Source organism: Rossellomorea sp. ABR4_004, from assembly GCF_056159585.1.
Map to the genome: position 1 here is coordinate 1,005,424 of NZ_JBSWVM010000001.1, position 26,067 is coordinate 1,031,490.

General features: G+C 41.7%; 24 protein-coding genes, 1 tRNA gene and 1 riboswitch. Of the genes, 1 reads left to right on the forward strand and 24 read right to left on the reverse strand.

What is annotated here, in order from left to right:
• Positions 1-300: 300 nt before the first annotated feature.
• The 15 genes from clpX to ACXAF2_RS05520 all read right to left on the reverse strand — a co-directional run bounded on the left by clpX (position 301) and on the right by ACXAF2_RS05520 (position 13,836).
• Positions 301-1,572 (reverse strand): ATP-dependent protease ATP-binding subunit ClpX, encoded by a 1,272-nt coding sequence (clpX, locus tag ACXAF2_RS05450; RefSeq protein WP_113969530.1) that lies wholly within the window; start codon positions 1,570-1,572, stop codon positions 301-303.
• Between the two features lie 558 nt (positions 1,573-2,130).
• Positions 2,131-3,417 carry a trigger factor gene (gene tig, locus ACXAF2_RS05455; protein WP_475137687.1) on the reverse strand — a complete coding sequence of 429 codons (1,287 nt, stop codon included), beginning with the start codon at positions 3,415-3,417 and terminating at the stop codon, positions 2,131-2,133.
• Positions 3,418-3,576: 159 nt separating this feature from the next.
• The gene (locus tag ACXAF2_RS05460) at positions 3,577-4,581 is read right to left on the reverse strand and encodes a tetratricopeptide repeat protein (protein ID WP_475137688.1); all 1,005 of its coding nucleotides are present in this window, start codon (positions 4,579-4,581) and stop codon (positions 3,577-3,579) included.
• 108 nt (positions 4,582-4,689) lie between these two features.
• A tRNA-Arg gene (locus ACXAF2_RS05465) sits at positions 4,690-4,766 on the reverse strand.
• 153 nt (positions 4,767-4,919) lie between these two features.
• Positions 4,920-5,429 (reverse strand): metallophosphoesterase, encoded by a 510-nt coding sequence (locus ACXAF2_RS05470; protein ID WP_475137689.1) that lies wholly within the window; start codon positions 5,427-5,429, stop codon positions 4,920-4,922.
• A 12-nt stretch (positions 5,430-5,441) separates the two neighbouring features.
• Positions 5,442-6,038 (reverse strand): XTP/dITP diphosphatase, encoded by a 597-nt coding sequence (locus ACXAF2_RS05475; RefSeq protein WP_475137690.1) that lies wholly within the window; start codon positions 6,036-6,038, stop codon positions 5,442-5,444.
• 16 nt (positions 6,039-6,054) lie between these two features.
• Positions 6,055-6,792 carry a ribonuclease PH gene (gene rph / locus ACXAF2_RS05480; protein ID WP_148995891.1) on the reverse strand — a complete coding sequence of 246 codons (738 nt, stop codon included), beginning with the start codon at positions 6,790-6,792 and terminating at the stop codon, positions 6,055-6,057.
• 119 nt (positions 6,793-6,911) lie between these two features.
• Positions 6,912-7,988: a GerMN domain-containing protein gene (locus ACXAF2_RS05485; protein WP_475137691.1), complete on the reverse strand. Its 1,077-nt coding sequence runs from the start codon at positions 7,986-7,988 to the stop codon at positions 6,912-6,914.
• A gap of 105 nt (positions 7,989-8,093) precedes the next feature.
• A complete protein-coding gene (gene racE / locus ACXAF2_RS05490; RefSeq protein ID WP_475137692.1) occupies positions 8,094-8,894 on the reverse strand; it encodes a glutamate racemase in 801 nt (266 codons plus the stop codon).
• 10 nt (positions 8,895-8,904) lie between these two features.
• Positions 8,905-9,360 (reverse strand): MarR family winged helix-turn-helix transcriptional regulator, encoded by a 456-nt coding sequence (locus ACXAF2_RS05495; protein WP_475137693.1) that lies wholly within the window; start codon positions 9,358-9,360, stop codon positions 8,905-8,907.
• Positions 9,361-9,645: 285 nt separating this feature from the next.
• Positions 9,646-9,870 carry a helix-turn-helix domain-containing protein gene (locus ACXAF2_RS05500; protein WP_032087424.1) on the reverse strand — a complete coding sequence of 75 codons (225 nt, stop codon included), beginning with the start codon at positions 9,868-9,870 and terminating at the stop codon, positions 9,646-9,648.
• Positions 9,871-10,015: 145 nt separating this feature from the next.
• Positions 10,016-10,486, reverse strand: coding sequence for an acyl-CoA thioesterase (locus tag ACXAF2_RS05505; protein WP_475137694.1), 471 nt, complete (start codon positions 10,484-10,486; stop codon positions 10,016-10,018).
• Positions 10,487-10,624: 138 nt separating this feature from the next.
• On the reverse strand, positions 10,625-11,392 hold the full coding sequence (gene sdhB, locus ACXAF2_RS05510) for a succinate dehydrogenase iron-sulfur subunit (protein WP_148970048.1): 768 nt from the start codon (positions 11,390-11,392) through the stop codon (positions 10,625-10,627).
• A complete protein-coding gene (gene sdhA, locus ACXAF2_RS05515) occupies positions 11,392-13,155 on the reverse strand; it encodes a succinate dehydrogenase flavoprotein subunit (RefSeq protein WP_475137695.1) in 1,764 nt (587 codons plus the stop codon). Before sdhA ends, sdhB begins: the two co-directional genes overlap by 1 nt.
• Positions 13,156-13,227: 72 nt before the next feature.
• The gene (locus ACXAF2_RS05520; protein WP_148969863.1) at positions 13,228-13,836 is read right to left on the reverse strand and encodes a succinate dehydrogenase cytochrome b558 subunit; all 609 of its coding nucleotides are present in this window, start codon (positions 13,834-13,836) and stop codon (positions 13,228-13,230) included.
• A gap of 351 nt (positions 13,837-14,187) precedes the next feature.
• On the opposite strand from ACXAF2_RS05520, the gene ACXAF2_RS05525 reads away from it, so the two are divergent.
• The gene (locus tag ACXAF2_RS05525) at positions 14,188-14,625 is read left to right on the forward strand and encodes a YslB family protein (RefSeq protein ID WP_262371960.1); all 438 of its coding nucleotides are present in this window, start codon (positions 14,188-14,190) and stop codon (positions 14,623-14,625) included.
• 97 nt (positions 14,626-14,722) lie between these two features.
• On the opposite strand, the gene ACXAF2_RS05530 is transcribed toward ACXAF2_RS05525, so the two are convergent.
• The 9 genes from ACXAF2_RS05530 to ACXAF2_RS05570 form a co-directional block, all read right to left on the reverse strand.
• Positions 14,723-15,961 carry an aspartate kinase gene (locus tag ACXAF2_RS05530; RefSeq protein ID WP_475137696.1) on the reverse strand — a complete coding sequence of 413 codons (1,239 nt, stop codon included), beginning with the start codon at positions 15,959-15,961 and terminating at the stop codon, positions 14,723-14,725.
• A gap of 193 nt (positions 15,962-16,154) precedes the next feature.
• Positions 16,155-16,333, reverse strand: a riboswitch (Lysine riboswitch).
• A 369-nt stretch (positions 16,334-16,702) separates the two neighbouring features.
• Positions 16,703-18,472 (reverse strand): excinuclease ABC subunit UvrC, encoded by a 1,770-nt coding sequence (gene uvrC / locus ACXAF2_RS05535; protein ID WP_475137697.1) that lies wholly within the window; start codon positions 18,470-18,472, stop codon positions 16,703-16,705.
• Positions 18,469-19,947 (reverse strand): hypothetical protein, encoded by a 1,479-nt coding sequence (locus ACXAF2_RS05540; protein ID WP_475137698.1) that lies wholly within the window; start codon positions 19,945-19,947, stop codon positions 18,469-18,471. The genes uvrC and ACXAF2_RS05540 overlap by 4 nt, the downstream gene beginning before the upstream one ends.
• A gap of 112 nt (positions 19,948-20,059) precedes the next feature.
• Entirely contained in the window at positions 20,060-21,043 is a 984-nt protein-coding gene (locus tag ACXAF2_RS05545) for an FTR1 family iron permease (protein ID WP_475137699.1), read from the reverse strand.
• A gap of 34 nt (positions 21,044-21,077) precedes the next feature.
• On the reverse strand, positions 21,078-21,827 hold the full coding sequence (locus ACXAF2_RS05550; protein WP_475137700.1) for a hypothetical protein: 750 nt from the start codon (positions 21,825-21,827) through the stop codon (positions 21,078-21,080).
• A gap of 59 nt (positions 21,828-21,886) precedes the next feature.
• The gene (locus ACXAF2_RS05555) at positions 21,887-22,645 is read right to left on the reverse strand and encodes a glycosyltransferase family 2 protein (protein WP_475137701.1); all 759 of its coding nucleotides are present in this window, start codon (positions 22,643-22,645) and stop codon (positions 21,887-21,889) included.
• The gene (locus ACXAF2_RS05560) at positions 22,638-24,101 is read right to left on the reverse strand and encodes an alkaline phosphatase family protein (protein ID WP_475137702.1); all 1,464 of its coding nucleotides are present in this window, start codon (positions 24,099-24,101) and stop codon (positions 22,638-22,640) included. Before ACXAF2_RS05560 ends, ACXAF2_RS05555 begins: the two co-directional genes overlap by 8 nt.
• 1 nt (position 24,102) lies before the next feature.
• Positions 24,103-25,032: a lysylphosphatidylglycerol synthase transmembrane domain-containing protein gene (locus tag ACXAF2_RS05565; protein WP_475137703.1), complete on the reverse strand. Its 930-nt coding sequence runs from the start codon at positions 25,030-25,032 to the stop codon at positions 24,103-24,105.
• Complete coding sequence (locus ACXAF2_RS05570) at positions 25,016-25,969, reverse strand: NAD-dependent epimerase/dehydratase family protein (RefSeq protein ID WP_475137704.1); 954 nt, start codon at positions 25,967-25,969, stop codon at positions 25,016-25,018. Before ACXAF2_RS05570 ends, ACXAF2_RS05565 begins: the two co-directional genes overlap by 17 nt.
• Positions 25,970-26,067 lie beyond the last annotated feature (98 nt).

Sequence of the window (26,067 nt, forward strand, 5' to 3'; positions counted from 1 at the left end):
CCTGTGGGAATAAACAAAAAAATTCTGGTTCAAAAATGAGTAAAATTAATAAATATGGAACGACTACTGATGGTAAATAAGAGATAGTATGAAAACAAAGTCCGTTCCTTTCCGCTCCAGGCACAAGATTCCCCGGGGAGGAAGTCGAGCCTCTATTTCCCGCAGGAGTCAAGTGCCTTCCGCTACAATCCACTCTGTGCTTCTATTCCGACTGCCTAATGACAGAGGGTCTCCTGTACATCTGTTCACGAATCAAAAAAGCCAAGAATGATAACTCATTCTTGGCTTTACTTTAAGCTGTTAGGCTGATGTTTTTTCTTCGTTCGGATCGATCATGGTTCCATCTTCGAGCATTAGATGTGGAGCCGCATCTTCAAGGATTGTTTCTTTTGTAATGATACATTTTTTAATATCATCACGGGAAGGAAGATCGAACATTACATCCAGCATCATGGTTTCGATGATTGAACGTAGTCCGCGGGCGCCCGTTTTACGCTCGATTGCTTTTTTAGAGATTTCAAGCAGAGCATCTTCAGTGAACTCAAGCTCTACATCATCTAATTCAAGCATTTTTTGATATTGTTTTACCAACGCATTTTTTGGCTTTGTCAGGATTTCAACAAGCGCTTCTTCATCAAGAGGCTCAAGGCTTGAAATCACAGGTAAACGACCGATGAATTCTGGAATTAATCCAAACTTCAATAGATCTTCAGGAACAACTTTAGAAAGAAGGGATTTATCTTCTTTTACTTCAGCGTTTTTAGGATCAGAACCGAAGCCAATCACCTTTTGACCTAAACGGCGTTTAATGATTTGTTCGATTCCATCAAATGCTCCACCACAAATGAACAGGACATTGGACGTATCGATTTGGATGAATTCCTGATGAGGGTGCTTACGACCACCTTGTGGAGGAACGCTTGCTACCGTACCTTCAAGAATTTTCAGAAGTGCCTGCTGAACACCTTCACCTGAAACGTCTCTAGTAATGGATGGATTTTCAGATTTACGTGCTACTTTATCGATTTCATCGATGTAGATGATGCCTTTTTCAGCTTTTTCTACATCGTAATCAGCTGCCTGGATTAATTTCAATAGAATATTCTCTACGTCTTCTCCTACGTAACCAGCTTCAGTCAGTGAAGTGGCGTCAGCAATGGCGAAAGGAACGTTAAGAATACGAGCAAGTGTTTGAGCCAGTAACGTTTTACCGCTACCTGTCGGCCCGATCATTGCAATATTACTCTTGGACAGTTCAACGTCATCGACTTTACTGCTTGAGTTGATACGTTTGTAGTGGTTGTATACGGCTACAGCCAGAGATTTCTTTGCCTGATCCTGACCGATTACGTATTCGTCCAGAATTTCCCGGATTTCACGAGGTTTCGGAACGTCTTTAAATTCTACTTCTTCTTCCGTTCCAAGCTCTTCTTCTACGATTTCTGTGCAAAGTTCGATACATTCATCACAGATATACACACCTGGTCCAGCGACTAGTTTACGAACTTGGTCTTGTGTTTTTCCGCAAAAAGAACATTTTAGTTGTCCTTTTTCATCATTAAATTTAAACAATGATTTTCACCCCTTAGTTAAAACTTCATAAAATCGTGCTCTGTTTTCAATAAACGAACGATTTCTTACATCCCATTACCTAAAGTTATGTACTGCATTTTATCATATTATATGTTCGTAAAGAAATTGATACGATTCTTAAGAATCATCTTATTATGTAACACGCATTTTAGCAAATATTTTACATTCTAGTTAGTATCTTGTCCAATTGAAGTCAGGTAATGTAAGAAATCTAATTATGTATGTTCCTGGTGAAAAATAATGCAACCCCGTTAAATAAGCTTTTTCCAAAAATAGTGGTTCTTATTCTTGTTCGATGGATAAAGTTTCTTATTAGATAGAGTATAGTATTTTGGCTCATTTTGCCACAGAAACAAAAAACGCCTGGAGCAAACTCGTTTGCTCATTCGTTTTTTGTTTCTGTGGCAACTTTTCAGCAAAGCTTGAAAAGCGTGTGAAACGTTCGTTTTCACACGAATGAGCCAAAATACGGTGTAATATGACCGTTCATTGTACAAAACAAGGCACGAAGAAATCGCGCCTTGTTTGCTATTTTTATTATGCTACAGTTTTGCTATTTTCAACAAGGAATTCTACTGCTTTACGTACTTTAAGGTCAGCTTTAAGTGTGTCAAGGCCGCCTAGAGCTTGTTTGATGTTGTCAGCAGACATGTTGTATTGTTCTGCCATTTTGTTAACTTCTTCTTCTGCTTCTTCGTCAGTTACTTCAAGATTTTCAGCTGCAGCGATTGCTTCAAGTGTTAGGTTTGTGCGAACGCGTTTACCAGCGTCTTCTGTCATTTGACCGCGAAGATCTTCTTCTGTTTGACCAGAGAATTGGAAGTATAGGTCAAGGTTCATACCTTGCATCTGTAGACGTTGTTCGAATTCCTGCATCATGCGGTCTACTTCAGCCTTCACCATTACTTCTGGAATTTCAACTTCAGCGTTGTCAGAAGCTTTATTTACAAGAGTTTCACGAACGGCTGTTTCAGCTTCGTTCTTTTTAGACTCTTGAAGACGTTTTTCGATTTTTTCTTTAAGTTCAGCAAGCGTTTCAACTTCTTCGTCAGCGTCTTTAGCGAACTCGTCATCTAATGCCGGAAGTTCTTTCGCTTTGATTTCGTGAACTTTCACTTTGAATGTAGCAGGCTTACCAGCAAGTTCAGCTGCATGGTATTCTTCAGGGAAGTTAACTTCTACTTCTTTCTCTTCTCCAGATGCAACCCCGATTAATTGCTCTTCGAAACCTGGGATGAATTGACCTGAACCTAATTCAAGAGAATAGTTCTCAGCTTGGCCGCCTTCAAATGCTTCACCGTCAACGAATCCTTCGAAATCCATTGTGACAGTGTCGCCTTCTTCAGCTTTGCCTTCTTCTTTTACAGCTAGCTCAGCTTGTTTTTCTTGAAGTGAAGTAAGTTCAGCTTCAACATCTTCAGCTGTTACTTCTGTTTCCATTTTTTCTACTTCAAGACCTTTGTATTCTCCAAGCTTCACTTCTGGTTTCACTTGTACTTTAGCAGTGAAGATAAGCTCTTTGCCTTTTTCCATTTGCTCAACATCGATTTCCGGACGGTCGATTGGGTCGATTCCAGTTTCTTCGATTGCTTTCGCATACGCTTCAGGTAAGATGAAATCTAATGCATCTTGGTAAAGTGATTCCACACCAAAACGTTTTTCAAACATTCCGCGAGGCATTTTCCCTTTACGGAATCCTGGTACGTTAACTTGTTTTACAACTTTTTTGAATGCTGCGTCCAAACCTTCGTTTACTTTTGCAGCTTCAACTTCAATTGTAAGTACTCCTTGGTTTCCTTCTTGCTTTTCCCATTTTGCAGACATACTGTTCCCTCCAACAATCTATAATTGATCTTGTATTTTTACGCATAGTAGTAGATAGTCCCGTATGAATCTAGCACTATCATCGTAAATATATGAAAAACTTTTACATTACAACCATTACATTATAACATACAGCCACTGTCTTTCAACAGAGAGCATTTAAATATTAGGAGAGGAAATTTCCTCTAGCTCCTTAAGTCTTGTTAGAATCCACTGAGACTGTATGCTTTCAACCTGGTTTTTTAACTCTTCTTCCAGGATTGCATCGGCAAACATCCCTGCTGTGTAGTAAGCATACACCGAAGCGATTGCTTTCGGTTCCTCCTCAATTGTAAAAGGGTAGAGAAGAAAGGTATGCCTTTTCAGTAATTCTTGAGCGTGCTGAAATAGCGTAGGATTCGTTTGTGCCAGAAGATCGTCTAAAGAATCTGTGATCATCTTAAAGAAATCAGACGCGAACACATCTTCCAAAGCGGCAGGAGACACCTGCTCCTTCATCCCAAACTTCGCTACATCTACTTCTTTATCCATTCCATGCTCCCTTAAAACATTTAAGATCATCGTTTGCAGAAATGGGTGGGCGGCTGAATCCTTTAAAACTGCTAGCAACTCCCCTACGAACGGGTGAATGTTTCGATGAACCAGCTGTGCCACGATCAACGTCTGTACCTCCAGGCTCTTCCCGGATAGGATAGACGATTGATCCTCTTCTGATGCTTCTTCTTCAGGAATTGGCGCTTTTCCGTTAACTACTTTTTCACTGAATTGGAGTAGTTTCCTGAAATGCTCTTCTTTTTCAAAGGGCACTTCTTTTTCATCAAACAGGGCATTGATCGTGTCGACCACTTCCCTGTGCTGATGAAGCTGGATGAGAATCATCAAATACATATCTACCACTTCGAAGTAGTCCCCGATCCCTTCATGAAGCATCTCTTTACATATGTATCTGGCTTTGTCGTACTGCTTGCTTTCATAAAGAGATAGCACGAGTGCAGTATTAATATCAGGATTATCTGGTTCTAATTCATAGGCTTGCGTGAGCAACTGAGAGGATTCATGGACCTCTCCTTTCTCAAGTGCCTGCACACCCTTTTCCAGCAGCCGGTCCTTCAATCCTGGAAACTGGACGATTTTACCTTTTCCTTCATGGTTTCCCTTAGTCATAAAACGTACCTGCCTATATTTTTTAGTTTGTATTAGTTTAGCATGATATCTTTTGGATAACAAAAAAAGCCTACCCTTTTCAGGTAAGCTTTGTGTATGTAGGATTTATGGCGTCCCAGGAGAGATTCGAACTCCCGACCGACGGCTTAGAAGGCCGTTGCTCTATCCTGCTGAGCTACTGGGACGTGATTTGTTTTTCAAGGACAATATTTATTATATTCACATAGCATCAATAAGTCAACAGATTTTCAAAAAAAGTTTTATTTATTTTTCCGGGACCGTTTTTTCTATCTGTACTATTGGAAGAGAACCCGCCGTGGCAGGTTCTCGCAATGATTTTACAATTGAAAGGATTGAGTCAATTCGTCCAGAGCCACATGATCATGCGTTAAGAATGTTACCTTTATTTGCTGCTCGTTTGCTTCTACCAATGCGTAGGTGCGTTCTCTCCTGCCCCTTGGCAAAACAATACTTCCCGGATTCAAGAACAAAGTGCCATTATTCAATTCTGCACCTAGTGTGTGTGAATGGCCAAAGAAAACAAATTGTGCTCCTACTTCTTCTGCTTTATAACGCAGCTTCATGAGTGACATTTTAATTCCATACAGATGACCGTGTGTCGCCATGATTGAACTGCCCTGTACCTTTTCAATAAGGTCGTCGGGTAGCCTGGCATCCATATCACAGTTTCCCCTCACTACAAGGTAGGGGGATAATGCCGGGTCATCCGCACTTAATTCAGAATCCCCGCAGTGTACCATGGCATCTACGGTAGAATGATATTTCTCCGATAGCTCCAACAGCTCTTCTTTTGAACCGTGACTATCACTTACAACCAATAGTTTCATTCCGCTCACCCTTTAAATAAAGTCTGAGATCATGTTTTTAAGTTTTTTTAATGCATTTCCACGATGGCTGATTTGACTTTTCTCTTCTTGAGTTATCTCAGCCATGGATTTTCCAAGAGTAGGGACGAAGAAAATCGGATCGTACCCGAACCCATTCGTTCCTCTTTTTTCTTGTAAAATCATGCCTTCGCATGTTCCTGTAACGGTTTTAGTTTCTCTATTAGGTCCGGCAATCGCTAAAACACAGTGAAAGCGTGCGGTACGGTCGGATTCTTCAACAGATTCCAGTTCGCTTAACACCTTCTCCATGTTCGCCTCGTCACTCTTTTCTTCACCGGCATAGCGTGCAGAATACACTCCCGGACGACCTTCCAACGCATCGATGGCCAATCCGGAATCATCTGCGACCACCAGTTCACCTAAAATTTCCGCAACCGTTTCAGCTTTCAGAATGGCATTTTCCTCAAACGTTTCACCGGTTTCTTCAACATCGTCAATGTGAGGAAGGTCTAGTAATGTTTGTACCTCATATCCATATGGAGCAAACATATGTTGAAATTCTTTTGCTTTTCCCCTATTTTTAGTGGCTATGATCACTCGTTTTGTCATCTACAATCTCACCCCTTTATTGAAATCTCTTTACTATTTCACCTAATGATTGCTGCTGAATTTGGAATAGCTCGTGGATTCCTTCTTGCCCGAGTTTTAACAGTTGATGCAATTGGTCCATTGTAAAGGTCGCTTCTTCCCCTGTTCCCTGCAGCTCTACAAATTCCCCTTCACCCGTCATGATGATGTTCATATCCACTAATGCGCTGCTATCTTCAATATAATTCAAATCAAGAACCGCCCCGTGCTCTTCCACAATCCCCACACTTGTGGCTGCCAGGAAACTTTTCAGTGGAAAAGATGAGATTTTTTTGCTGTCTTGAAGCTTGGCCACCGCGATTGCAGTAGCAACGAAAGCTCCCGTGATCGAAGCCGTTCTCGTCCCTCCGTCAGCTTGAATGACATCACAATCAATCCAGATTGTACGTTCTCCTAAAGCATCTAAATCGACCACAGACCTTAACGCCCTTCCAATCAGACGTTGAATTTCCATTGTTCTTCCTGAAACCTTCCCTTTAGAAGACTCACGAATGTTTCTCGTTTCCGTTGCTCTTGGCAACATGGAATATTCAGCCGTGATCCACCCTTTTCCACTGTTTCTCATAAAAGGAGGCACTCGTTCTTCGATGCTGGCATTACAAATGACTTTCGTTTCTCCAACCGTTATAAGGACGGATCCTTCCGGATGTTTCACATAATCAGTTTCGATCTCAATATTCCGCAATTGATTCTTTTCTCTACCATCTGTTCTCATATCATTACCTCCTGTATTATCGTACGTTATGTAAAAACGGTCTAATCAAAAATAGAAGAGGCGGCATTATGCCAACCTCTTTTGGATGCTTCTATAATAGTATATCAAAAAATTGTTATTTAAAAACTAATTGCATTCACATTTTCTGGTCTTGTCACTGGTTCTGTGATGGCTTCGCCGTCTTTAGACACTACCGTTGCTTCACCATTCACTAAAACAGAGACTCCTTTAATTCCTTTTTGCTCCGTTAAAGAGAGAACGAGAGAATTTAACATATGTTCAGAAACCATTTTTTCTTCAAGGCTTCCATATACTGCTTCATTAAAATTCAATGTAACGGTTCCATCCTCAAGCTTCGGTTCGTCTAATAGTTTCGCACCTGTAAAATCACTTGCAAGCGAAGAGGAATACCCTGGACCGTCAATCAATTCATTCACAACTGCGGTGACTTCATCCACTGAATTTGAGCTCACGCGCTTGGTAACAGGGACGTAATACGATTTATCATCGGTTTGGGATACATAATACACCGTTAACGGTTTTGTACTGGTAGGATCCACCACGCCTGAAGTATCTACGTTAATACCGACTTTTCTAGTCAATCCTTTTTCATCAATCGGCGTTCCGTTAACAGGCATTTCAGTCAGTGGATATCCGTTCACTCTAAGCTCTACTTTTTCAACAGATTCAAATTGAGTAAGCGTCCACGTGACGGATTGAAGAATTTTCTGCTCATCTTCTGGCTGGTAGTTATTGAACTCAGGAGAGAAATCGGCAATGGCCGTTCCGTCTTTCATATCGACCGTCACTTGCGTATCTGCCGGAAGAACGGCTCTAAAACCATTCGGCAGCACATTTTGAACCGGTCCATTTACGACCAGATACTCAAGGGCTTGTTTAGCCACACTTTCTTCACCTGGGAGCGGCAGTGATTGTGAGACAACATATCCATTTTTGTCGATCAAATAAAGCTCTGTCATGACCGTTTCTGCATTAGCTTCTTCCTTGCTCACCTCTTTTTCTGCGTCTTCTCCTTTAGCCGTATCCACTTTCTCCCCTTCTTTTAAGTAGGATAGGTCTTGAGGAGGATCGATTTTCTCTTTATCATCACCGAAACTAAGTAACCCACAACCTGAAAGATATACAGAAGAAGCTAAAACCGTTACAGCAATAGACACCTTTGCTTTTTTTGCCATTGGGAAACCTCCTAAAAGACAGTTTGTACTAATATATATACGAGCCCGCTCTTTAAAATAGACCGAAACTTTTTGAAAATAAAAGAACCACCCGATCACAAGATACTAATCCTGTAATCGAATGGTTTCAGCTTTCACTTCTCCAACTGTCAGCCAATCGGAGGCAATGCGTGAAAAGATGGCCGAAGACCCTGTGTTGAAAAAGCGGTGTTCAGGCTTTTGTACTCCCCTGTATAGGAGATTGTAATAATCAAGAATTGTACTTACTTCCCGTGCCGTTTCATCTCCGGAGCTTATTACACTGATCTCCCGACCCAAGTAGGCTTTGATCTTAGGTTGCAATAGCGGGTAGTGGGTGCACCCCAGAATCAACGTATCGATATCCGTATTTTTAATAGGGCGGAGAGTCTCTTCTACAATTTCGTCCGCCATGGAGCTATTGTATTCCCCACTCTCTACTAAAGGGACAAATTTCGGACAGGCCAGTGACGTGACATCCAAGCTGCCGTGCAGGGAGTGGAGCGCTTCTACATAGGCACCGCTATTAATCGTCCCCACTGTTCCAAGGACACCGATTCTCTTATTATGAGTATGCTTGATTGCCGCTCTGGCCCCAGGGTGAATGACGCCTATGACCGGGATGTCCAAATGGGTCTGAATTTCATCCAGCACAACCGCAGTGGCGGTATTACATGCGATGATCAGCATTTTCATATCATATTGCATTAGATATTGGGTCATTTCCCATGTGAATGCTTTCACTTCTTGAGCTGTTCTGGGTCCATAGGGACAACGGGCTGTGTCACCAAGATAGTAGATGGTCTCTTTCGGTAGCTGACGCATCACTTCTCTGGCAACGGTAAGCCCACCTACCCCAGAATCAATGATGCCAATTGGTTGAATCACGTTTATTCCCTCATTCTGTTTTCATTTCTTGATGAAGCTTTGCCAAATTACCTTTCAATAGTAACACTTCTTGTTCGGAGAAATCCGTCAGGACACTCTGTAAATAATTTTGCCTTTTATTGATGACTTCTTCAATAATTCTTTCGCCCTCTTTTAGCATATGAATTCGGACGACCCTGCGATCATTTTCATCCTTCACACGTTCCACCAACTGATTTTTCTCCATTCTATCAACGAGATCGGTTGTGGTGCTGCAGGCAAGGTACATTTTATTCGAGAGATCACCAATGGTCATGTCACCATATTCAAATAGCCACTGCAGCGCGATGAACTGGGGCGGAGTGATGGTGTATTGACTTAATATTTCCCTTCCTTTTTGTTTAATGATTGATGATATGTAGCGCAGGTCTTTTTCTATATCTGCAACAACTTGTAGTTCTCCAATGATTTCTTTAGAATTCGTCATGATTACTCTCCTTTTAAAATCAGAAACTGGACTTGTACTCCTTATTGTAAACCGGAATCGATCACATAAGACCTTCCTGTTTTAGCTTCTATTATATTATGGGACAAAAGCGGCCATTCTTTCAGCCTAGACTTCCCCTACTAGCATTTTCGCCTTTTTCGGATGAAAATTCAAGACAAGTTCGCAAATGGTCCGGAACTAAAAGAGACTGACTCTCATTCAAACATTAATAGGTATCCGCGGAAGACCCGTTAATTGTTTGGCATTAGAATCAGTCCCTTACATTTAAAGCTTGAGTTCCCCCATGCGAAGAAGCTCTACAACAGCTTGAGATCGCCCCTTCACTCCAAGCTTTTGCATGGCGTTGGAAATATGATTTCGAACTGTTTTCTCGCTAATAAATAGATCACTAGCTATTTCTTTAGTTGTTTTGTCTTGAACTAACAGTTCGAATACTTCTTTTTCTCTTTTGGTGAGCAACGGTTTGTGTGTAAAATCATTGTCCTTCAATTATGGTAACCCTCCTTGCCTTCGCCAGCTTTAAACCGCGGGGATGGGTATTGTTGGTCGTCAGAATATCATATGTGAAGGGAGGGTTTAGAGTGACATAGAGGAGAAAGTTAAATGAAAAATAGGCAACGGTTTTTATAACACACTACGATGAGCTGGAAACCGCCCTTTTGCAATCAAGCTTTGCCTTCATTTCTTCCGTCCAAGGGACACCTTTTCCGGTCTGTTTTGATATTTGGACCATGGTTCCTCTACCTGTAAAGCAAACCTCTTCTTTTTCATTCAGACCCATATAGTGTAAATCCACTGAAGATTTCCCCACACTATTCGCCTTTACACACACCTTGAGCTGTTCGTCGAAGAATACTTGTTTGACAAAATCACATTGTAAATCCGCAACGACAGGAATCGTATCGTGTTCAGGTTTTACCCAGTTTTGCATAAACCCTTTGTGTTTAAAAAATTCGATTCTAGCTTCTTCGAAATAAGTGAATGGAATTGTATTGTTCATATGTCCAAACATATCAGTCTCGGAAAACCGAACTTTTATATGGATTGAAAACGAAAATTCTTTTTGCCATGTTACTATATCTTCAATGTATGTAAAATGCTTCAAATTGGCTCCTCCTTTTGGGAAATGAATATAGAATATGTAAATGAATGATCATTCATTATTATAAGCTTTTTCTGAAAAATAAGAAACCTCAAAAGCAAAAAAACACTTTCCCAAAGGAAAGTGTTTTTTGTTTACCTGTTAATCAACCATATGGTCGCTTCCGAAGAAGTTTTTAAACATTTGGAAAGTTGTCTCTCTGTTCAGTGCTGCAATCGAAGTCGTTAGAGGAATCCCCTTAGGACATGATTGAACACAGTTTTGAGAGTTCCCGCAGTTTGCAAGGCCTCCGTCACCCATGATCGACTCCAGACGCTCATCCTGATTCATGGCACCCGTTGGATGGGCATTGAACAAGCGGACTTGAGATAACGGGGCAGGACCGATGAAATCAGACTTACTATTTACGTTAGGACATGCTTCCAAACAAACACCGCAAGTCATACACTTCGATAATTCATATGCCCACTGTCGTTTCTTCTCAGGCATACGAGGTCCCGGACCAAGATCGTATGTTCCATCAATCGGAATCCATGCTTTTACTTTCTTTAGGCTGTCGAACATGCGGCTGCGGTCTACCTGCAGGTCACGAACAACAGGGAAAGTACGCATAGGCTCCAAGCGGATCGGTTGTTCCAATTGATCAACTAAAGCGGTACAAGACTGTCTTGGTTTCCCGTTGATCACCATTGAACAAGCTCCACATACTTCTTCCAAACAGTTCATATCCCAGTTAATCGGAGTAGTATGTTCCCCTTTTGCATTGACCGGATTACGACGGATTTCCATCAGTGCAGAAATAACGTTCATATTCGGACGGTAATCAAGCTCGAACTCTTCTTGGAAAGGGGCTGTTTCCGGGCCATCTTGACGAGTAATGATAAAACGGACTCTTTTGTTTTCACTCATCATTTATTTCCCCCTTTTTTCTTAGAATAGTCACGCTTCCGTGGTGCAATCAGTGAAGTATCTACTTCCTCGTAATGGAATTCAGGTGAATTCGTTGCAGCATTGAATTTAGCCATTGTTGTTTTCAGGAATTCTTCATCATTACGTTCAGGGAAGTCAGGTTTATAGTGAGCTCCTCGGCTCTCGTTACGATTTAAAGCACCGATTGTAATAACACGGGCAAGTTGCAGCATGTTCCACAATTGACGTGTGAATGTTGCCCCCTGATTGCTCCATTTAGCCGTGTCATTGATATTGATGTTTTGGTAACGTTCCATTAATTCCTGGATTTTTTCATCTGTCTGTTTCAGCTTATCGTTATGACGTACAACGGTCACGTTATCCGTCATCCACTCACCAAGTTCTTTATGAATGACATAGGCATTCTCAGTACCATTCATGGACATGATGTTGTTCCATTTTTCTTCTTCCTGTTTTACATAGCGGTCGAATAAAGAAGAAGGTACGGATTCAACCGTTTTCTCAAGCCCTGCAATATATTTAATAGCATTAGGACCTGCAACCATACCACCATATATAGCGGATAGTAATGAATTCGCTCCTAAGCGGTTACCTCCGTGCTGAGAATAATCACACTCACCGGCAGCGAATAAACCAGGGATATTGGTCATTTGATCATAATCCACCCATAGTCCACCCATTGAATAGTGAACCGCAGGGAAAATTTTCATTGGTACTTTACGTGGGTCATCACCCATGAACTTCTCATAGATTTCGATGATCCCGCCAAGCTTAATGTCGAGCTCTTTCGAATCTTTATGAGAAAGGTCCAGGTAAACCATGTTTTCACCGTTAATACCTAGCTTCTGGTTTACGCACACATCAAAGATTTCACGTGTGGCGATATCACGTGGTACAAGGTTTCCATATGCAGGATACTTCTCTTCAAGGAAGTACCAAGGCTTTCCATCTTTATATGTCCAGACTCGTCCACCTTCACCACGGGCCGATTCACTCATGAGGCGAAGCTTATCGTCCCCAGGAATGGCTGTCGGGTGAATTTGAATGAACTCACCATTTGCATAATAAGCACCTTGTTGATAGACGATCGATGCGGCTGAACCTGTATTAATGACAGAGTTCGTGGATTTACCGAAGATAATTCCAGGGCCTCCAGTTGCCATGATCACGGCATCAGCTGCGAATGATTTAATTTCCATCGTTTGAAGGTTTTGAGCAACGATTCCTCTTGCCACTCCTTCGTCATCCACCACGACTCCAAGGAATTCCCAACCTTCGAACTTATTCACTAGCCCAGCTACTTCATGACGACGAACCTGCTCGTCCAAGGCATACAATAATTGTTGACCAGTCGTAGCACCAGCGAAAGCTGTTCTATGATGCTGTGTTCCACCGAAACGACGGAAGTCCAGTAAGCCTTCCGGTGTACGATTAAACATTACGCCCATACGATCGAGTAAATGAATAATTCCAGGTGCTGCTTCAGTCATTGCTTTAACAGGCGGTTGATTCGCTAAGAAATCCCCACCATACACTGTATCATCAAAATGTTCCCAAGGAGAGTCTCCTTCTCCCTTGGTATTAACGGCTCCGTTAATACCACCTTGTGCACATACAGAGTGAGAACGCTTAACGGGTACCAGAGAGAATAAATCTACTTGCGTTCCTTTTTCTGCTGCTTTAATTGTGGCCATCAGGCCGGCTAAACCGCCACCGACAACGATGATTTTGCCTTTACTCATCGTGACTCACTCCTTTTCCTACCATACTTCGAGAGCACTTATTTAATCTATTAGACTCGTATCTATTTCTTCTTATACGAAGGCGAAAATTGCACGCATACCGACAACCGATAACGCTACAAAGATTCCGATCGTAACATATGTAGCAATTAATTGAGAACGAGGTGAAACTGTAATTCCCCAGCTCACGCAGAATGACCATAAACCATTCGCAAAGTGGAAGATCGTGGAAAGGACACCCAGCACATAAAATCCTAGCATAAATGGATTCGATAAGATGTTTTCCATCATTTGAAAGTTCACTTCAGCCCCAAATGCTGCTGCTACCCTTGTTTCCCATACATGCCAAGTAACAAAAATGAATGTGATTACTCCAGATACACGTTGAAGTAAAAACATCCAGTTACGGAAATAACCAAACTTACTTGCATTGTTCTTAGAAGTGAACGCAATGTAAATTCCGTAGATTGCATGGAAATACAATGGAAGGAAGATGATAAAAATTTCAAGGATATAACGGAAAGGTAAACTTTCCATGAAGTGTGCCGCCTGGTTAAATGATTCTTCCCCGCCAGTGGCAAAATGGTTCACGACTAAATGTTGTGTTAAAAATAATCCAACTGGAATAACACCTAGCAATGAATGAAGCCTGCGATAATTAAATTCTCGATTTCCAGCCATGATTTACCCCCCTTAATGATAAAATATGAATTCGTTTTCTAATGAATTTTTAAGAATGATTAGACGACGATACATATTTTATATTGTAACAATAATGTGACATGTCCATTTTACTCCCAAGGAGTGGAAGCGTCAAGAAAACGTATACATAATTTCGACAATACCGCAAAAATATTTTCAATTTATTGATAACAGAAAAGATGAGGTATTGCCACGTTAAATGTTCGAAAATTCAAATAAATATCAAATAAAAATTATATCACCAAAATATCCCAAGGTCATTTTTCAAGGTATGGGATGATAAATCCCCTTTTCATGTATATAATAGTTTTATAGAAAGAGGGGATTTACTTGGAACAGAAAAAAGAAGAAGTACATCAACCGTCCGTTCCAATCTTCGGATATGAAATGTTACGCGACATATTGATTCCAGAAATTTTAGGAAAGCATACACCCGATATACTATACTGGGGTGGAAAACAGCTCTCTCGGAAATTCCCCCTTCAGTCATCAGAGGAACTGATATCGTTTTTCGCTGAAGCCGGCTGGGGAACCCTTACACTGCTGGAACAAAAAAAGAATGAGATGACCTTTGAAATAAGCGGTCCGGTGTTAGAACGACGCCTTGCTTTAAAGTCGGATGTAACATTCAAACTGGAAACGGGCTTTCTAGCCGAACAAGTACAGTTACAAAAGAAATGTGTGGCAGAGGCTGCCGACGAACTACATAAACGGAGTCATTCAGTGAAAGTGATTGTAAGATGGGACGAGAAAGACAAAGTAGAATAATCCTTATCCACATCCTTTTCATACTCATACTCTAATAAAGGGTTGCCCATGACGGGGCAACCCTTTTTCACTTGTTCCGCTTACTGCTCCATTAGTATTATAACGTGATTTCTTCCATTTTCACCGCGTCCAGGTTAAATGCAGTATGTAGGACGCCTGCTGCTTTTTGCATATTTTCCTCGTCTACGACAGCAGATACTTTGATTTCAGACGTACTGACCATTTTCACCACAATGTCGTTTTGAGCTAACACTTCGAACATTTCCGCTGCCACCCCTGGATTTGAGATCATACCGGAGCCAACGATCGAGACTTTTGCAAGCTCACTTTCATGCTCAACATGGGTAAAGCCTAATTGCTCTTTGTTTCGTTCCAGAACAGCAAGGGTTTCATCCAGGTCTTGTTCTTTAATAGAGAATGATAAATTGGTCGTATTCTGATCGGTTTGGCTTTGAATGATAATATCTACATTCAGGTGATTTTTGGCTAAGGTGGTAAACACTGAAGATAGTCCCGTTAATGCGTTTCCTAGTCCAAATACAGTTACACGGATGATTTCACCTTCAAATGCTACGCCCCTCACGATCAGGTTTTGTTCCATGCTTGCTTCCTCCTCAATATACGTTCCTTCAATTTTTTCAATACTGGATCTGACTTCTAAAGGAATTTGATAATTCTTGGCAAATTCCACTGCCCGTGGATGCAGGACTCCAGCCCCTAAATTAGCGAGTTCCAACATTTCATCATATGAAATGGACGGTAATTTCCTTGCTCCTTTAATATAACGCGGGTCCGTTGTGTATACCCCGTCTACATCTGTATAAATATCACAGCGCTCTGCTTTCAGAGCAGCCGCGATCGCAACGGCGGTTGTATCCGATCCGCCACGACCGAGTGTTGTAATTTCCCCCGATTCCGTCATGCCTTGGAATCCCGCTACGATCACCACTCTTCCCGATTGAAGGTGACTCACCATCTTTTCAGTATGAATATTGGTGATCCTCGCATTGCTGTGAACGGATTCCGTCTCGATCCCGGCCTGCCAGCCTGTGAATGAGATGGCATCATGTCCGGATTGAATCAGGGCCATCGTGAGGAGCGAAATGGTCACTTGCTCTCCAGTAGAGAGAAGCATATCCATTTCTCTCTTACTTGGTTGCGATGTAATTTCCCTCGCCAATCCAACGAGTGTATCCGTCGTTTTCCCCATCGCGGATACCACGACCACAACATCATTTCCTCTTTCTTTTTCTTCTGCGATTCTTGACGCAACATTTTGAATTCTTTCCACAGACCCTACTGAAGTCCCACCGAATTTTTGAACAATAATACTCACTGCTTCTCCCTCTTTCTCACTCGAGTGCTTGATTAAGACTCATTCTTTGATGGTGAAGAGTACAATCACAAATCATCCTAAACGTTCATGGAACAGGTTCAACACCTGCGCTGGATAATAAAAAAAGCAATGAGAATAATATCTCATTGCTTTATGAACATACAGCAGAACATACTAAATAGGTTCATGGGCATTGTGAGATAGCTCTCCAAGATTGAATCATCTTGACAATCCTACATTTCTTAAACGTAGAACCAGCGGAATCAGCATGAGACCAAAACCACTTCGGCGACTCTCCCCTTTCCAGGCATCTCAGCAGAGCTCATACTCCTCTTTACCTGTACTTTTGAAGTTCGCACCTCTATCACCACTTTAAAAAGTGATAATGTTATAAATTTTCGTTAATTATAGCACACAAAAAATTGTGATTCAATGCACAATTCAAAATAAAATTCATTTTATTTTTGATTCACATCGAAAACCTTTTTGATATTTAGTAGGAGCGAGTAGTGGTTGAGTTCCGCTACAGGTGCTCGCTTTCCGCGGGGCGTGAGTTGAGCCTCCTCGGGCTTCGCCCTGCGGGGTCTCAACTTTCACGCTATTCCCGCAGGAGTCGAGCACCTTCCGCTACAATCAACTATCATAGTCAACAAGTTACTTAGAAACCATTATAAAAACAACACTCTTTTAAATATGAACTCAATCAAAAGAAAGCACATACTTCCTTGTTTCTACAATTACCTACTTCAATTTCTCAGCCAATACCTTAGCCACGGCTTCCGGAATCCCTATCTCTATAAACTCTTCCACCGTTGCTTCTTTCATCTTCTTCATGGAACCAAAGTGCTTGAGAAGCTGCTTTTTCCGCTTTGGTCCTATGCCGTCAATGTCATCGAGGGTGGACTGGAATGCGCTTTTTCCTCTGAGCTGTCTGTGGAACGTGATGGCGAATCGGTGGACTTCATCCTGGATCCGCTGAAGTAAGTAGAATTCCTGGCTTCTCTTTTCAAGAGGAACGATTTGCAATGGATTCCCATATAGCAGTTCCGATGTCTGGTGCTTATCGTCTTTCGCAAGGCCGCCAAGTGGGATATCCAACCCCAATTCATTCTCAATGACATCCCTCGCCGCTTCAATCTGCCCTTTTCCCCCATCGATGATAATGAGATCGGGTAAAGGAAGTCCATCTTTTAATACTCTCGAATACCGTCTGCGTACGACCTCCCGCATGGAGTCATAATCATCTGGCCCCTTGACGGTCTTAATCTTATACTTTCGATACTCTTTCTTCGCAGGTTTCCCGTCCAGGAAAACGATCATCGCAGACACAGGATCCGAACCCTGAATATTTGAGTTATCAAATGCTTCAATCCGGAAAGGAGTATAAATGCCCATATGCTCTCCGAGACGTTCGATCGCTTTAATCGTCCGTTCTTCATCTCTTTCAATCAAGGCGAACTTTTCTTCAAGTGCCTGTTTGGCATTCTTTTCGGCAAGCTTGACCAACTCTTTCTTCTTTCCTCGTTGAGGCTTGGTGATTTTCACCTCGATCAGCTTAGCCGCCAATTCTTCATCAATCTCCTCAGGCAAGAAAAGTTCCTTTGGCTTAAAGTGATTGGATTTCGAATAAAATTGACCTAAGAAAGTCAGAAATTCGTCCTCGGGTTCATTATAGAGTGGAAAGAGTGATACATCTCGTTCAATGAGCTTGCCTTGACGCACAAAGAATACCTGTACACACATCCAGCCTTTGTCAACGGAATATCCGAACACATCCCGATCAGTGAAATCGGTCATGGTCATCTTTTGCTTTTCCATTGTCGCTTCAATGTGTAGGATTTGATCGCGGAATTCCTTCGCTCTCTCAAATTCCAGATTCTCTGCTGCTTCATTCATTTTCATCGTTAATTGATTCTTGATATCTTTATATCCGCCATTCAGGAACCTGGAAATTTCGTCAGTCATTTCTCTATAAGTGTCTTTACTAACTTCTTTGATACAAGGAGCCAGACATTGACCCATATGATAGTAAAGACATGCACGATCGGGAAGGGTCGTGCATTTTCGTAACGGATACAGCCGATCCAGAAGCTTTTTTGTTTCATTAGCGGCTCCTGCGTTGGGATACGGACCAAAGTAACGCCCTTTACCCCTTTGGACTTTGCGGGTCGTAATAAGTCTTGGATGTCTCTCGTTTGTTAACTTGATAAACGGGTAGCTTTTATCATCCTTTAGCATGACATTGTATTTAGGATCATATTTTTTGATCAGGTTCATTTCAAGCACCAGGGCTTCCAGATCCGATGAGGTCATGATGTACTCGAAGTCCTCAATTTCACCTACCAACCGTTGAGTCTTTGCATCATGAGAACCGGTGAAATAAGAGCGCACACGATTCTTCAATACTTTCGCTTTCCCCACATAAATAATCGTACCTTGTCTGTCTTTCATTAAATAACAACCGGGTTGATCCGGTAATAGAGCTAATTTATTCGTAATGGTAGGGTTCATCGACTCTCTCCCTTCTTATCTGTCCATTTATAGACGGTGATGGTTGAATAAACAGGATCGAATAGCTCCTGTGATTGGGATACTTGGACTTTTTCTATTTTTTCATCAAGGTTTTCAATACCCTGTTGTTTGAATCCATTAACCACAGATCCGGTCAGATAGATTTCTTTATCCATATGCTGAATGTCTTGAAGGAATTGAGAATAGGTTAACACTCGCTTATGTGAGTAAGGTGCATCCAGATAGGAGTATACTCTTGTTTCTTCCCATGTGTATACCATAATCGGACTTTCCTCATTTTTTTCTGAGAAGTATGACTCTGTTTTGTATACGGCGGGTGCAGAAGAGTGATAATCGGTCAACACACCCACACTCGTTCCTATATGCAAAATAAACCACAGGCTCAGGGTGATGATCTTCATTGTATTGAGATGTTTCATCCATCCTATTAACAAGAAAAATCCTACTAATATGGCCAGAGGCAGAATATGTCTCGGTTTATCAATATTTTGTGCAAATAATCCCCAGATAAAATAAGAGACGAATGAAATAAGGAGCAATACAGTGCCTGTACCAGGTTTAGACCACTTCCCAGTATTTTTTACACTTAATAAAAATAGAACCGCAGTGATGACCGTAATAGTAAGTGATTGTGTCAACAGTCCGTTCCAGCCTATATTGATATATATATAATTCCATAACCTTTCAAAAAATCCTGTATCGGGCTCTACCGTTCCTCCCCATTCCGTAAAGTGTCCGTCTGTAAAACCAAAGGCAATCTGTAGCAGAGTCTTGAGGCTCCCTGCATTGGCGGCCAGTGCCGATAGCCACACTCCTTGAGAAAGTATGAGAAGAATCAGATGAAAAGCGATGGCTTTCACTTTTTCTGGACCACTGCCGCTCTCCTTCCAAAACACAAACCAATAGTAGAGAATCCCCACACCAAATGCGATATAGGATAATCGTATTCCCATCAAAATGGCGAATAGGAGAACGGGAAGAACAGCCGCATTCTTCGTCTTCAGTATGACAGCCCTGTGCAGACTCCATAAATACCACCATAATACCGGGATAGCTGCACCTTCACTCATGGCTTGAACGGTCATCGCACTCGGATAAGAAAGGGAAAATAGTAATAGGGTAGCAATGATGGCTTTTCTTCTCTCTAGGTAATGGCCAAACAGCCAATATACAGGAAGAGTTGAGCTAACCAGCAAAATCGTATTAAAAAGCTGAAGGGATAAAACCGCGTCATCAATAATGGTGTGAACCACCATTCCCCCGAAAATAAAAAAAGGATAGCCTGGAAAATGAGGCTGCATCTTCAATAAATCAAATTCGATGACTCCGAGAGCATAATCAACTTCGTCCCAGCTTGAAGCATAGGGCGGAAGCAATATAAGTCTGTATATAAAGTACAGGCTGAAAACAACCAGTATACTTATCATCCATTTGTCCAAATGTTTATCAATCATTGTTTTTCTCCTGTTTCTCTCCAAATAAAAACCAACTCAGTTTGAAAACCTTCTTAGCCTATTGTAAGGCTTTATTAGAAAGGTTTCCAATCATGAGTTGGTTCAGGGGGGTTTAAGCATTTATTGATTTCACATCATCCGATTTTTTGATTGTCTTTTTCTGTTGTTCCATCCCCGCAGGCACGGACTTTCGATTAAAAGGGTTAATGAGTTTATCCGTTCGGATTAAGTATATCCATAAGAATACGAATCCGAAGTAGAGCCAATAGGCAAGCACTTGTTCAATCGTTGGATTGTGGCTATAGCCGAACATTGCCGCCATGAACAGACCGACTTGACCGCTGATCAGAACCTCATTACCTGTGTCTCTCTCATAGTGAAGCTCATCTTGAAAGTGCTCAGGCATAATCTCCACAAGATTATATACTTCATCAGGTTTCCCTTCTGCTGTTGTATATAAGGAGCCCATGATCCCAAGATCCTGAAGAATCCCTACTCCTTGAACAAGTAACCCTGCTGCGATGAACATAATCAGCAATCCTGTCACATTAAAGAATGTTTTCAATTTGAATTTCATGGCACCTGAGAAGAACGCATAGCCAAGAACCATGGCAAGTAATAGTCCACTAAGTGCCCCGTAGCTTGTGAATACTTTCGTAACGTCTCCTCCACTGATGGCAGCGAAGAAAAATACGGTTTCGACACCTTCACGAAGGACGATCAAGTATGAGTGAATGATCATCGCTGATACACTGCCTGCCGTTAAGGCGGCATTGATCTTCTTCTCCATTTCCGTGTTGATCCCTTTGGACTGCTTCCTCATCCAGCCGACCATATGAGTCAGCAGGAAGACGGATGCAAACATGATCCCCACCTTCAAGTAAACTTCAGCTCCAAAACTCGAGAACCCGGTCAGGACGACCTGGAACAGTAGAGCAACCAAAAAGCTGGATACGAGGGCAAGCAATACTCCTACGTAAACCCATTTCTTATATTTGTCTGCTTTTAATCTTGTAAGATAAGATAGAATCAACCCTACAATCAGAATCGCTTCTAAAGACTCTCTCAGTGTAATCAAAAATGCTTGAAAATCCACTTTGTTTCCCCCTTTGATACCCCGTACCCCGGTGCTACTGTTTATTTTTACGTTTATTGATCGTAATCAGTATAATTAGAATCAAGACCAGTGCTAGTGAGAAGTAGAGCCAGAAGCTTGAGCTTCCCCCTTCACCTATCCCATCTAAAAATCCCAGATTCTCTTCGTTCAGATGACTTTCATCCGCTTTCTCAGAAGGAATCGGAAATAACGGTCGAAGTTCTTTAATGATCGATTCAACTTCTTTATCGAAAGCTTCAGGATCATTATCTTTGCTTCCAATCCCGAACAAACCGGGATTTCCCAAGGAATTTAACGCAGTATCGAATGCAGCATACATCTTGTCTGCCTCTTCCTGGCTTTTTTCTTCAACAACAAATGGTTCCAATACATTAAACGTCCCTCTCGCTTTAGCAAGAAGAAGTTTCGCCTGCCCATAATCGTCGAATTGCTCTTGAGCGAAATGCAGTCTTCTTTCGATATTCAGCATCAACGCTGCTCTCCAGCTTTCTAATAAAAGATCCTTGTCTTTTTCCTCGAAAGCTTTTTTTAGATCGGGCTGCACCTTTGAAAAATATAGTTCAAAATCTTTTTCATACGAATCATATATTTTCTTTGCGTTATCCCAGTCATCATTCTCTAAGCTGTTCTCCAGCTCTTTATACGCTTCAGCGATTTTCTCTTCCCCTGGATCCCCATAAGAATAAGCAGATGCCTGTGACGGGATAAATATGTAGTTGAGAATAAACATCAGTGAAAGACTAAAAAAAAGGCTTTTTTTCATATGGAAATCCTCCTGCATTTTCAATGATAATGATTATCATTATACTTGTCAATACGATTTTAAAGGCCTTCAATGGATGTTGCAGAAATTTTGTGAACATTATAATCTATATCCACTTTTTCAACAGGCCGTTTCATTTCTTGTGCGATAGCCGGAAGCACATTAAACATATAGGCTTTGAACTTGATGAAGGATTGTCCCTTCGTCCGGACTCTATATTCAATTGGAACTTCCATCATTCTGAAACCTTTACGCATGATATTTAGAGTCACCACTTGAGCATAATTATAGTCATGAATGATTTCTGCATGTTCCATTACTTGTTTAGAGAATGCCCTCATCCCTGATTGACCATCATAGATCCAGGTTTTCAGCAACACACATTGTAGTAAGGTAAAACAATAATTACCGAGGCGGCGATGGATCCTCATCCCGTCGATGGTTCCCTTAAAGCGTGATCCCATTGTATAGTCTGACTGATTCGTGAAGATCGGCTCTAACAGCTCAGGAATTTGAGATGCAGGATATTCCCCATCCGCATCAATCATGACTCCGATATCCGCTCCTTTTAGCAGCGATTCCTTTAACCCTCTTCTTACCGCAGCCCCTAAGCCTGAATTACGTTCCATATGTACGATGTAGTCTGCTCCTGCTTCTTCTGCAACCTTAACGGTGTCATCGGTCGACCCATCATTCACCACAAGTACTTCGACCTGAACATCAGGATGAAACTCCCTGGGAATGTCACGGATGACATCCCCGATGGTTTCTTCTTCGTTATAAGCAGGCAAAAAAACAACAACCTTCTGTTTATTCACGATGTTCTTCCTTTCTTCTAAATGCTTCTTCTAATACAGGTCCACGTGCATGACTCGGGAATGGTGCTCCCAGAATATGAGCGATGGTACTGGCCATGGAAACAAGACTATGCTTGGACTCTACCTTGCGTCCCTTATGGATATTAGGTCCGTGCATGATAAATGGAACGAATCGTTCTCCTTCATCAAGATGCCCGTGTCCCCCGATTCCATCAGCCTGCCCATGATCGGCACAGATAAATAATGTTGTATTATCCATCTTGCCTTCCTCGGTCATCCATTGGACAAAGTCTTCAATCAATCGGTCTGCTTCTTTTATCTTTTGCAAATACTCGTCGTATAAAACCCCGCGACTGTGCCCGGTTTGATCGGTGCCGATCATTTGTACGATGAATAAATCCGGATCTTGTTCTTTCATGATATGTTTCGCTTTTTTCATGATTGTCGGATCGGCTTCATCGTTATGCATGACGGCTGTGAACGTATCAACGTCAGACCCCATGGAATCGACCAGATGGGCAACCCCTAATAGCCTTCCCTTCTTCCCTACTTTTCGTAAAGAGTCAAAAATGCTTTCGACTTTAATCCCCAGCTTCCAAACCATATTCGAGGTGATCCCGTGTTCATATGGATACGTCCCGGTGAACATGGATGAAAAGCAGACAACCGTGCGGGCAGGATATACCGTCTCCATGTTGGAGAATTCTGTTCCTTCTGCCTTGAGGGAATCCAAAAATGGTGTTTCCGCTTCTTGAAATCGTTCCTTCCTCATTCCGTCCACCACGATGACCACGACACGATCTGCCCGATCTTCTTTCCAATCTTCCGCATTTTTCGCATATTCTTCATACATCTTTGGCTTCCAATCGAATAAATAACGGTGAAGAATAAATGTGAAAACCAAAAGACCTCCAAAGAAGCTTAAGAACTGAACGATTGGCAGCGGCTGGCTTGTATCAAGGAGGGAGTACGTGTACTGCCAGTAAGCCAGCAATAATAGAAATTTAGGAAGCTGCTCCTGGGCATTCCCGCTTGTAGAGTCACTGTTTTTCAGCACGAGCTTCCAGAACCTTGTGAAGTTAAGCCAAGACGTTCCGATGCGCAGGTGATAATATAACGTTCCCCAGAATAAAATCGTGAAGAAAAAGTAGAGCCCGACTCCTAACAGTGATAACGCGAGATTCCATTCCAATCCGATGATTAAGTAAGCCACAATCGGTATCCACAGGTAGTTTCTTAAAAACAATGGGAAATCATAAACAAAAAATAATATAAAAAGTGGCAGGGTGATCGCTAAACTAATCGTGAAATTCAGCCAAAATGGTAACGATGCAAAATCACCAATATGAAAGAGAAGCATCGTACCTATAGTGAAAATGGGTGTGAAGGGTTTTCCTTCATTTAATAAATTCCAGCAGCGTGCTGCTACCTTTTCAAACTTAGAGGCGCTTTTCACTTTATGCCCCTCCTTTTCTTTTACTTAACTTTTTAATGAGTGTCAGTGAAATAGGATACTTCACTAGCGCATATAAACCTACAGAATATGAGAATATGAATTTGATCCCATGTGTCAGAACTGCGATGGTCATACCTGTTTCCAAGGTTACTGAAAATTGATTGAGCCCAAAAGCCATGATTGCTTCATAATTCGCAAGCCCACCCGGTGTAAGTTGAAAGACCTGACCGATAATGGTTAAGCTATTCACCCATATACCTTGAAAGGTATAAATTCCTGTATTTGTTGCGATACAAACGGACAGCAACAGGGCCGCTTCCAATATCCAACTGATGAAAACAAGGAAAAATGCATAGAAAAATCCCCTCCCCTTTATGAGAGAGAGCATGACATTCCATTGCTGATAGAGAAATCGACGCTTGTAATAAGAGATCATGCCTATCACGAATAAGATGATTCCTCCGACAACTAAAATGACACCTGTTGATAGTGGATTTTCTAATGCTACAAACGATATCCCAAACGATACGAGTAGACAGAGTGAAAGAATATCCATCAGCCTTACTATAATAACAGATTGAGCAGAAGCTGATTTAGATAATCCTTCTCTTTCATATAAAATATACGATCGTAGAACATCCCCGCTCTTGATTGGCAGCAGATGATTGATTGCCAAGCTGTACCAAAGACCATACATGGCACTGGAAAGCTTGATTTTATCACCTAGAAGCTTTTTCGTGGCTATCCCTTTTAAATAGAAAGAAGAACCATAAATGACCACACCCGACATCACCATGACGGGATGAAGAATCAGTTGGTATAAAAACCGTTTAAACTGCTCATGGTCCCATCCTGTTGCTATGAACCATATAAAGTAACAAACGATCCCGATTCCGATTAAGTATTTAAGAGATTTATAAATGCTTTTCATTTTGCTTTGCCCACAGAATGGTATTCTCTATTCCGTCTTCAATGGTGGTGGTTGGAGAATATCCCAAGTGAGATTGAGCCTTTGAAATATCTGAATGAGTAGAAAAAACGTCGCCAAGGCGATACGTGTCATAATTTACATTCATTCCAGGGAAATGACGGTGGAGAACCTCTAATAATGCTGTCATTTTCACTACCCGTCCACTACCCAAATTATAGGTTTCTCCCCTTTTCCCTTTTTGTAAGGTTAATTCAATCCCGTGAATGATATCATCAATATACGTATAATCCCTTCCACTATTGCTACCGAAAATGGAGATGGATTCGTTTTTCAGGAGTTTCGATATGAATTTAGGAATTGCCATATCCGGTCTTCCCCATGGACCATAAACCGTAAAGAAACGCAAGATGTTCACATGCATATCATACATGCGTGCATACATATGGCAGAAGCTTTCTGCACTCCACTTCGAAGCAGCGTATGGAGAAATGGTCATACCATCTGCCTCCTCTTCCTTTAACGGCCTTCCCGGCTTATCCCCATAAACAGAGGATGATGAGGCAAACAAGAATTGTTTGACTCCGGCTTCCCCACAAGCCTCTACCATATTGATCGTCGCTTTAATATCAAAATCCACATATTTCAGCGGCTCTTCCAATGAATAGGCCACCCCTGGCAAAGCGGCTAAATGGATGACCACGTCGGGCATTAATTCATGGATGATCGCTCTAGTCTTGTCACGGTCTACTAGATCGACTTCGTATAAATCCCCGGTAGGGAATTGAATCTCTTTCAAATGCTGTTTCTTTCGATCAGCCGAATAATAGGTATGGAAACAATCGATGATTGAAACCTGATGACCCACTTTAAGAAGCCTTTTTGTCAGGTGCATCCCGATAAATCCTGCACCGCCTGTAATTACTATTTTCACTTTCATCACACTCTCTTGACTTTTAGACAATAGGTTTAGTTTAGCACAATCGTGCATGAAGAATAAGAATTACTTACAAATAGAGACTGACCCAACATACGGGC

What these genes read in the sequence shown, in the direction of transcription:
- tig (WP_475137687.1), bottom strand. Translation starts at nt 3,417, where the DNA reads ATGTCTGCAAAATGGGAAAAGCAAGAAGGAAACCAAGGAGTACTTACA.
- ACXAF2_RS05460 (WP_475137688.1), bottom strand. Translation starts at nt 4,581, where the DNA reads ATGACTAAGGGAAACCATGAAGGAAAAGGTAAAATCGTCCAGTTTCCA.
- ACXAF2_RS05470 (WP_475137689.1), bottom strand. Translation starts at nt 5,429, where the DNA reads ATGAAACTATTGGTTGTAAGTGATAGTCACGGTTCAAAAGAAGAGCTG.
- ACXAF2_RS05475 (WP_475137690.1), bottom strand. Translation starts at nt 6,038, where the DNA reads ATGACAAAACGAGTGATCATAGCCACTAAAAATAGGGGAAAAGCAAAA.
- rph (WP_148995891.1), bottom strand. Translation starts at nt 6,792, where the DNA reads ATGAGAACAGATGGTAGAGAAAAGAATCAATTGCGGAATATTGAGATC.
- ACXAF2_RS05485 (WP_475137691.1), bottom strand. Translation starts at nt 7,988, where the DNA reads ATGGCAAAAAAAGCAAAGGTGTCTATTGCTGTAACGGTTTTAGCTTCT.
- ACXAF2_RS05495 (WP_475137693.1), bottom strand. Translation starts at nt 9,360, where the DNA reads ATGACGAATTCTAAAGAAATCATTGGAGAACTACAAGTTGTTGCAGAT.
- sdhB (WP_148970048.1), bottom strand. Translation starts at nt 11,392, where the DNA reads ATGAGTGAAAACAAAAGAGTCCGTTTTATCATTACTCGTCAAGATGGC.
- sdhA (WP_475137695.1), bottom strand. Translation starts at nt 13,155, where the DNA reads ATGAGTAAAGGCAAAATCATCGTTGTCGGTGGCGGTTTAGCCGGCCTG.
- ACXAF2_RS05520 (WP_148969863.1), bottom strand. Translation starts at nt 13,836, where the DNA reads ATGGCTGGAAATCGAGAATTTAATTATCGCAGGCTTCATTCATTGCTA.
- uvrC (WP_475137697.1), bottom strand. Translation starts at nt 18,472, where the DNA reads ATGAACCCTACCATTACGAATAAATTAGCTCTATTACCGGATCAACCC.
- ACXAF2_RS05540 (WP_475137698.1), bottom strand. Translation starts at nt 19,947, where the DNA reads ATGATTGATAAACATTTGGACAAATGGATGATAAGTATACTGGTTGTT.
- ACXAF2_RS05550 (WP_475137700.1), bottom strand. Translation starts at nt 21,827, where the DNA reads ATGAAAAAAAGCCTTTTTTTTAGTCTTTCACTGATGTTTATTCTCAAC.
- ACXAF2_RS05565 (WP_475137703.1), bottom strand. Translation starts at nt 25,032, where the DNA reads ATGAAAAGCATTTATAAATCTCTTAAATACTTAATCGGAATCGGGATC.
- ACXAF2_RS05570 (WP_475137704.1), bottom strand. Translation starts at nt 25,969, where the DNA reads ATGAAAGTGAAAATAGTAATTACAGGCGGTGCAGGATTTATCGGGATG.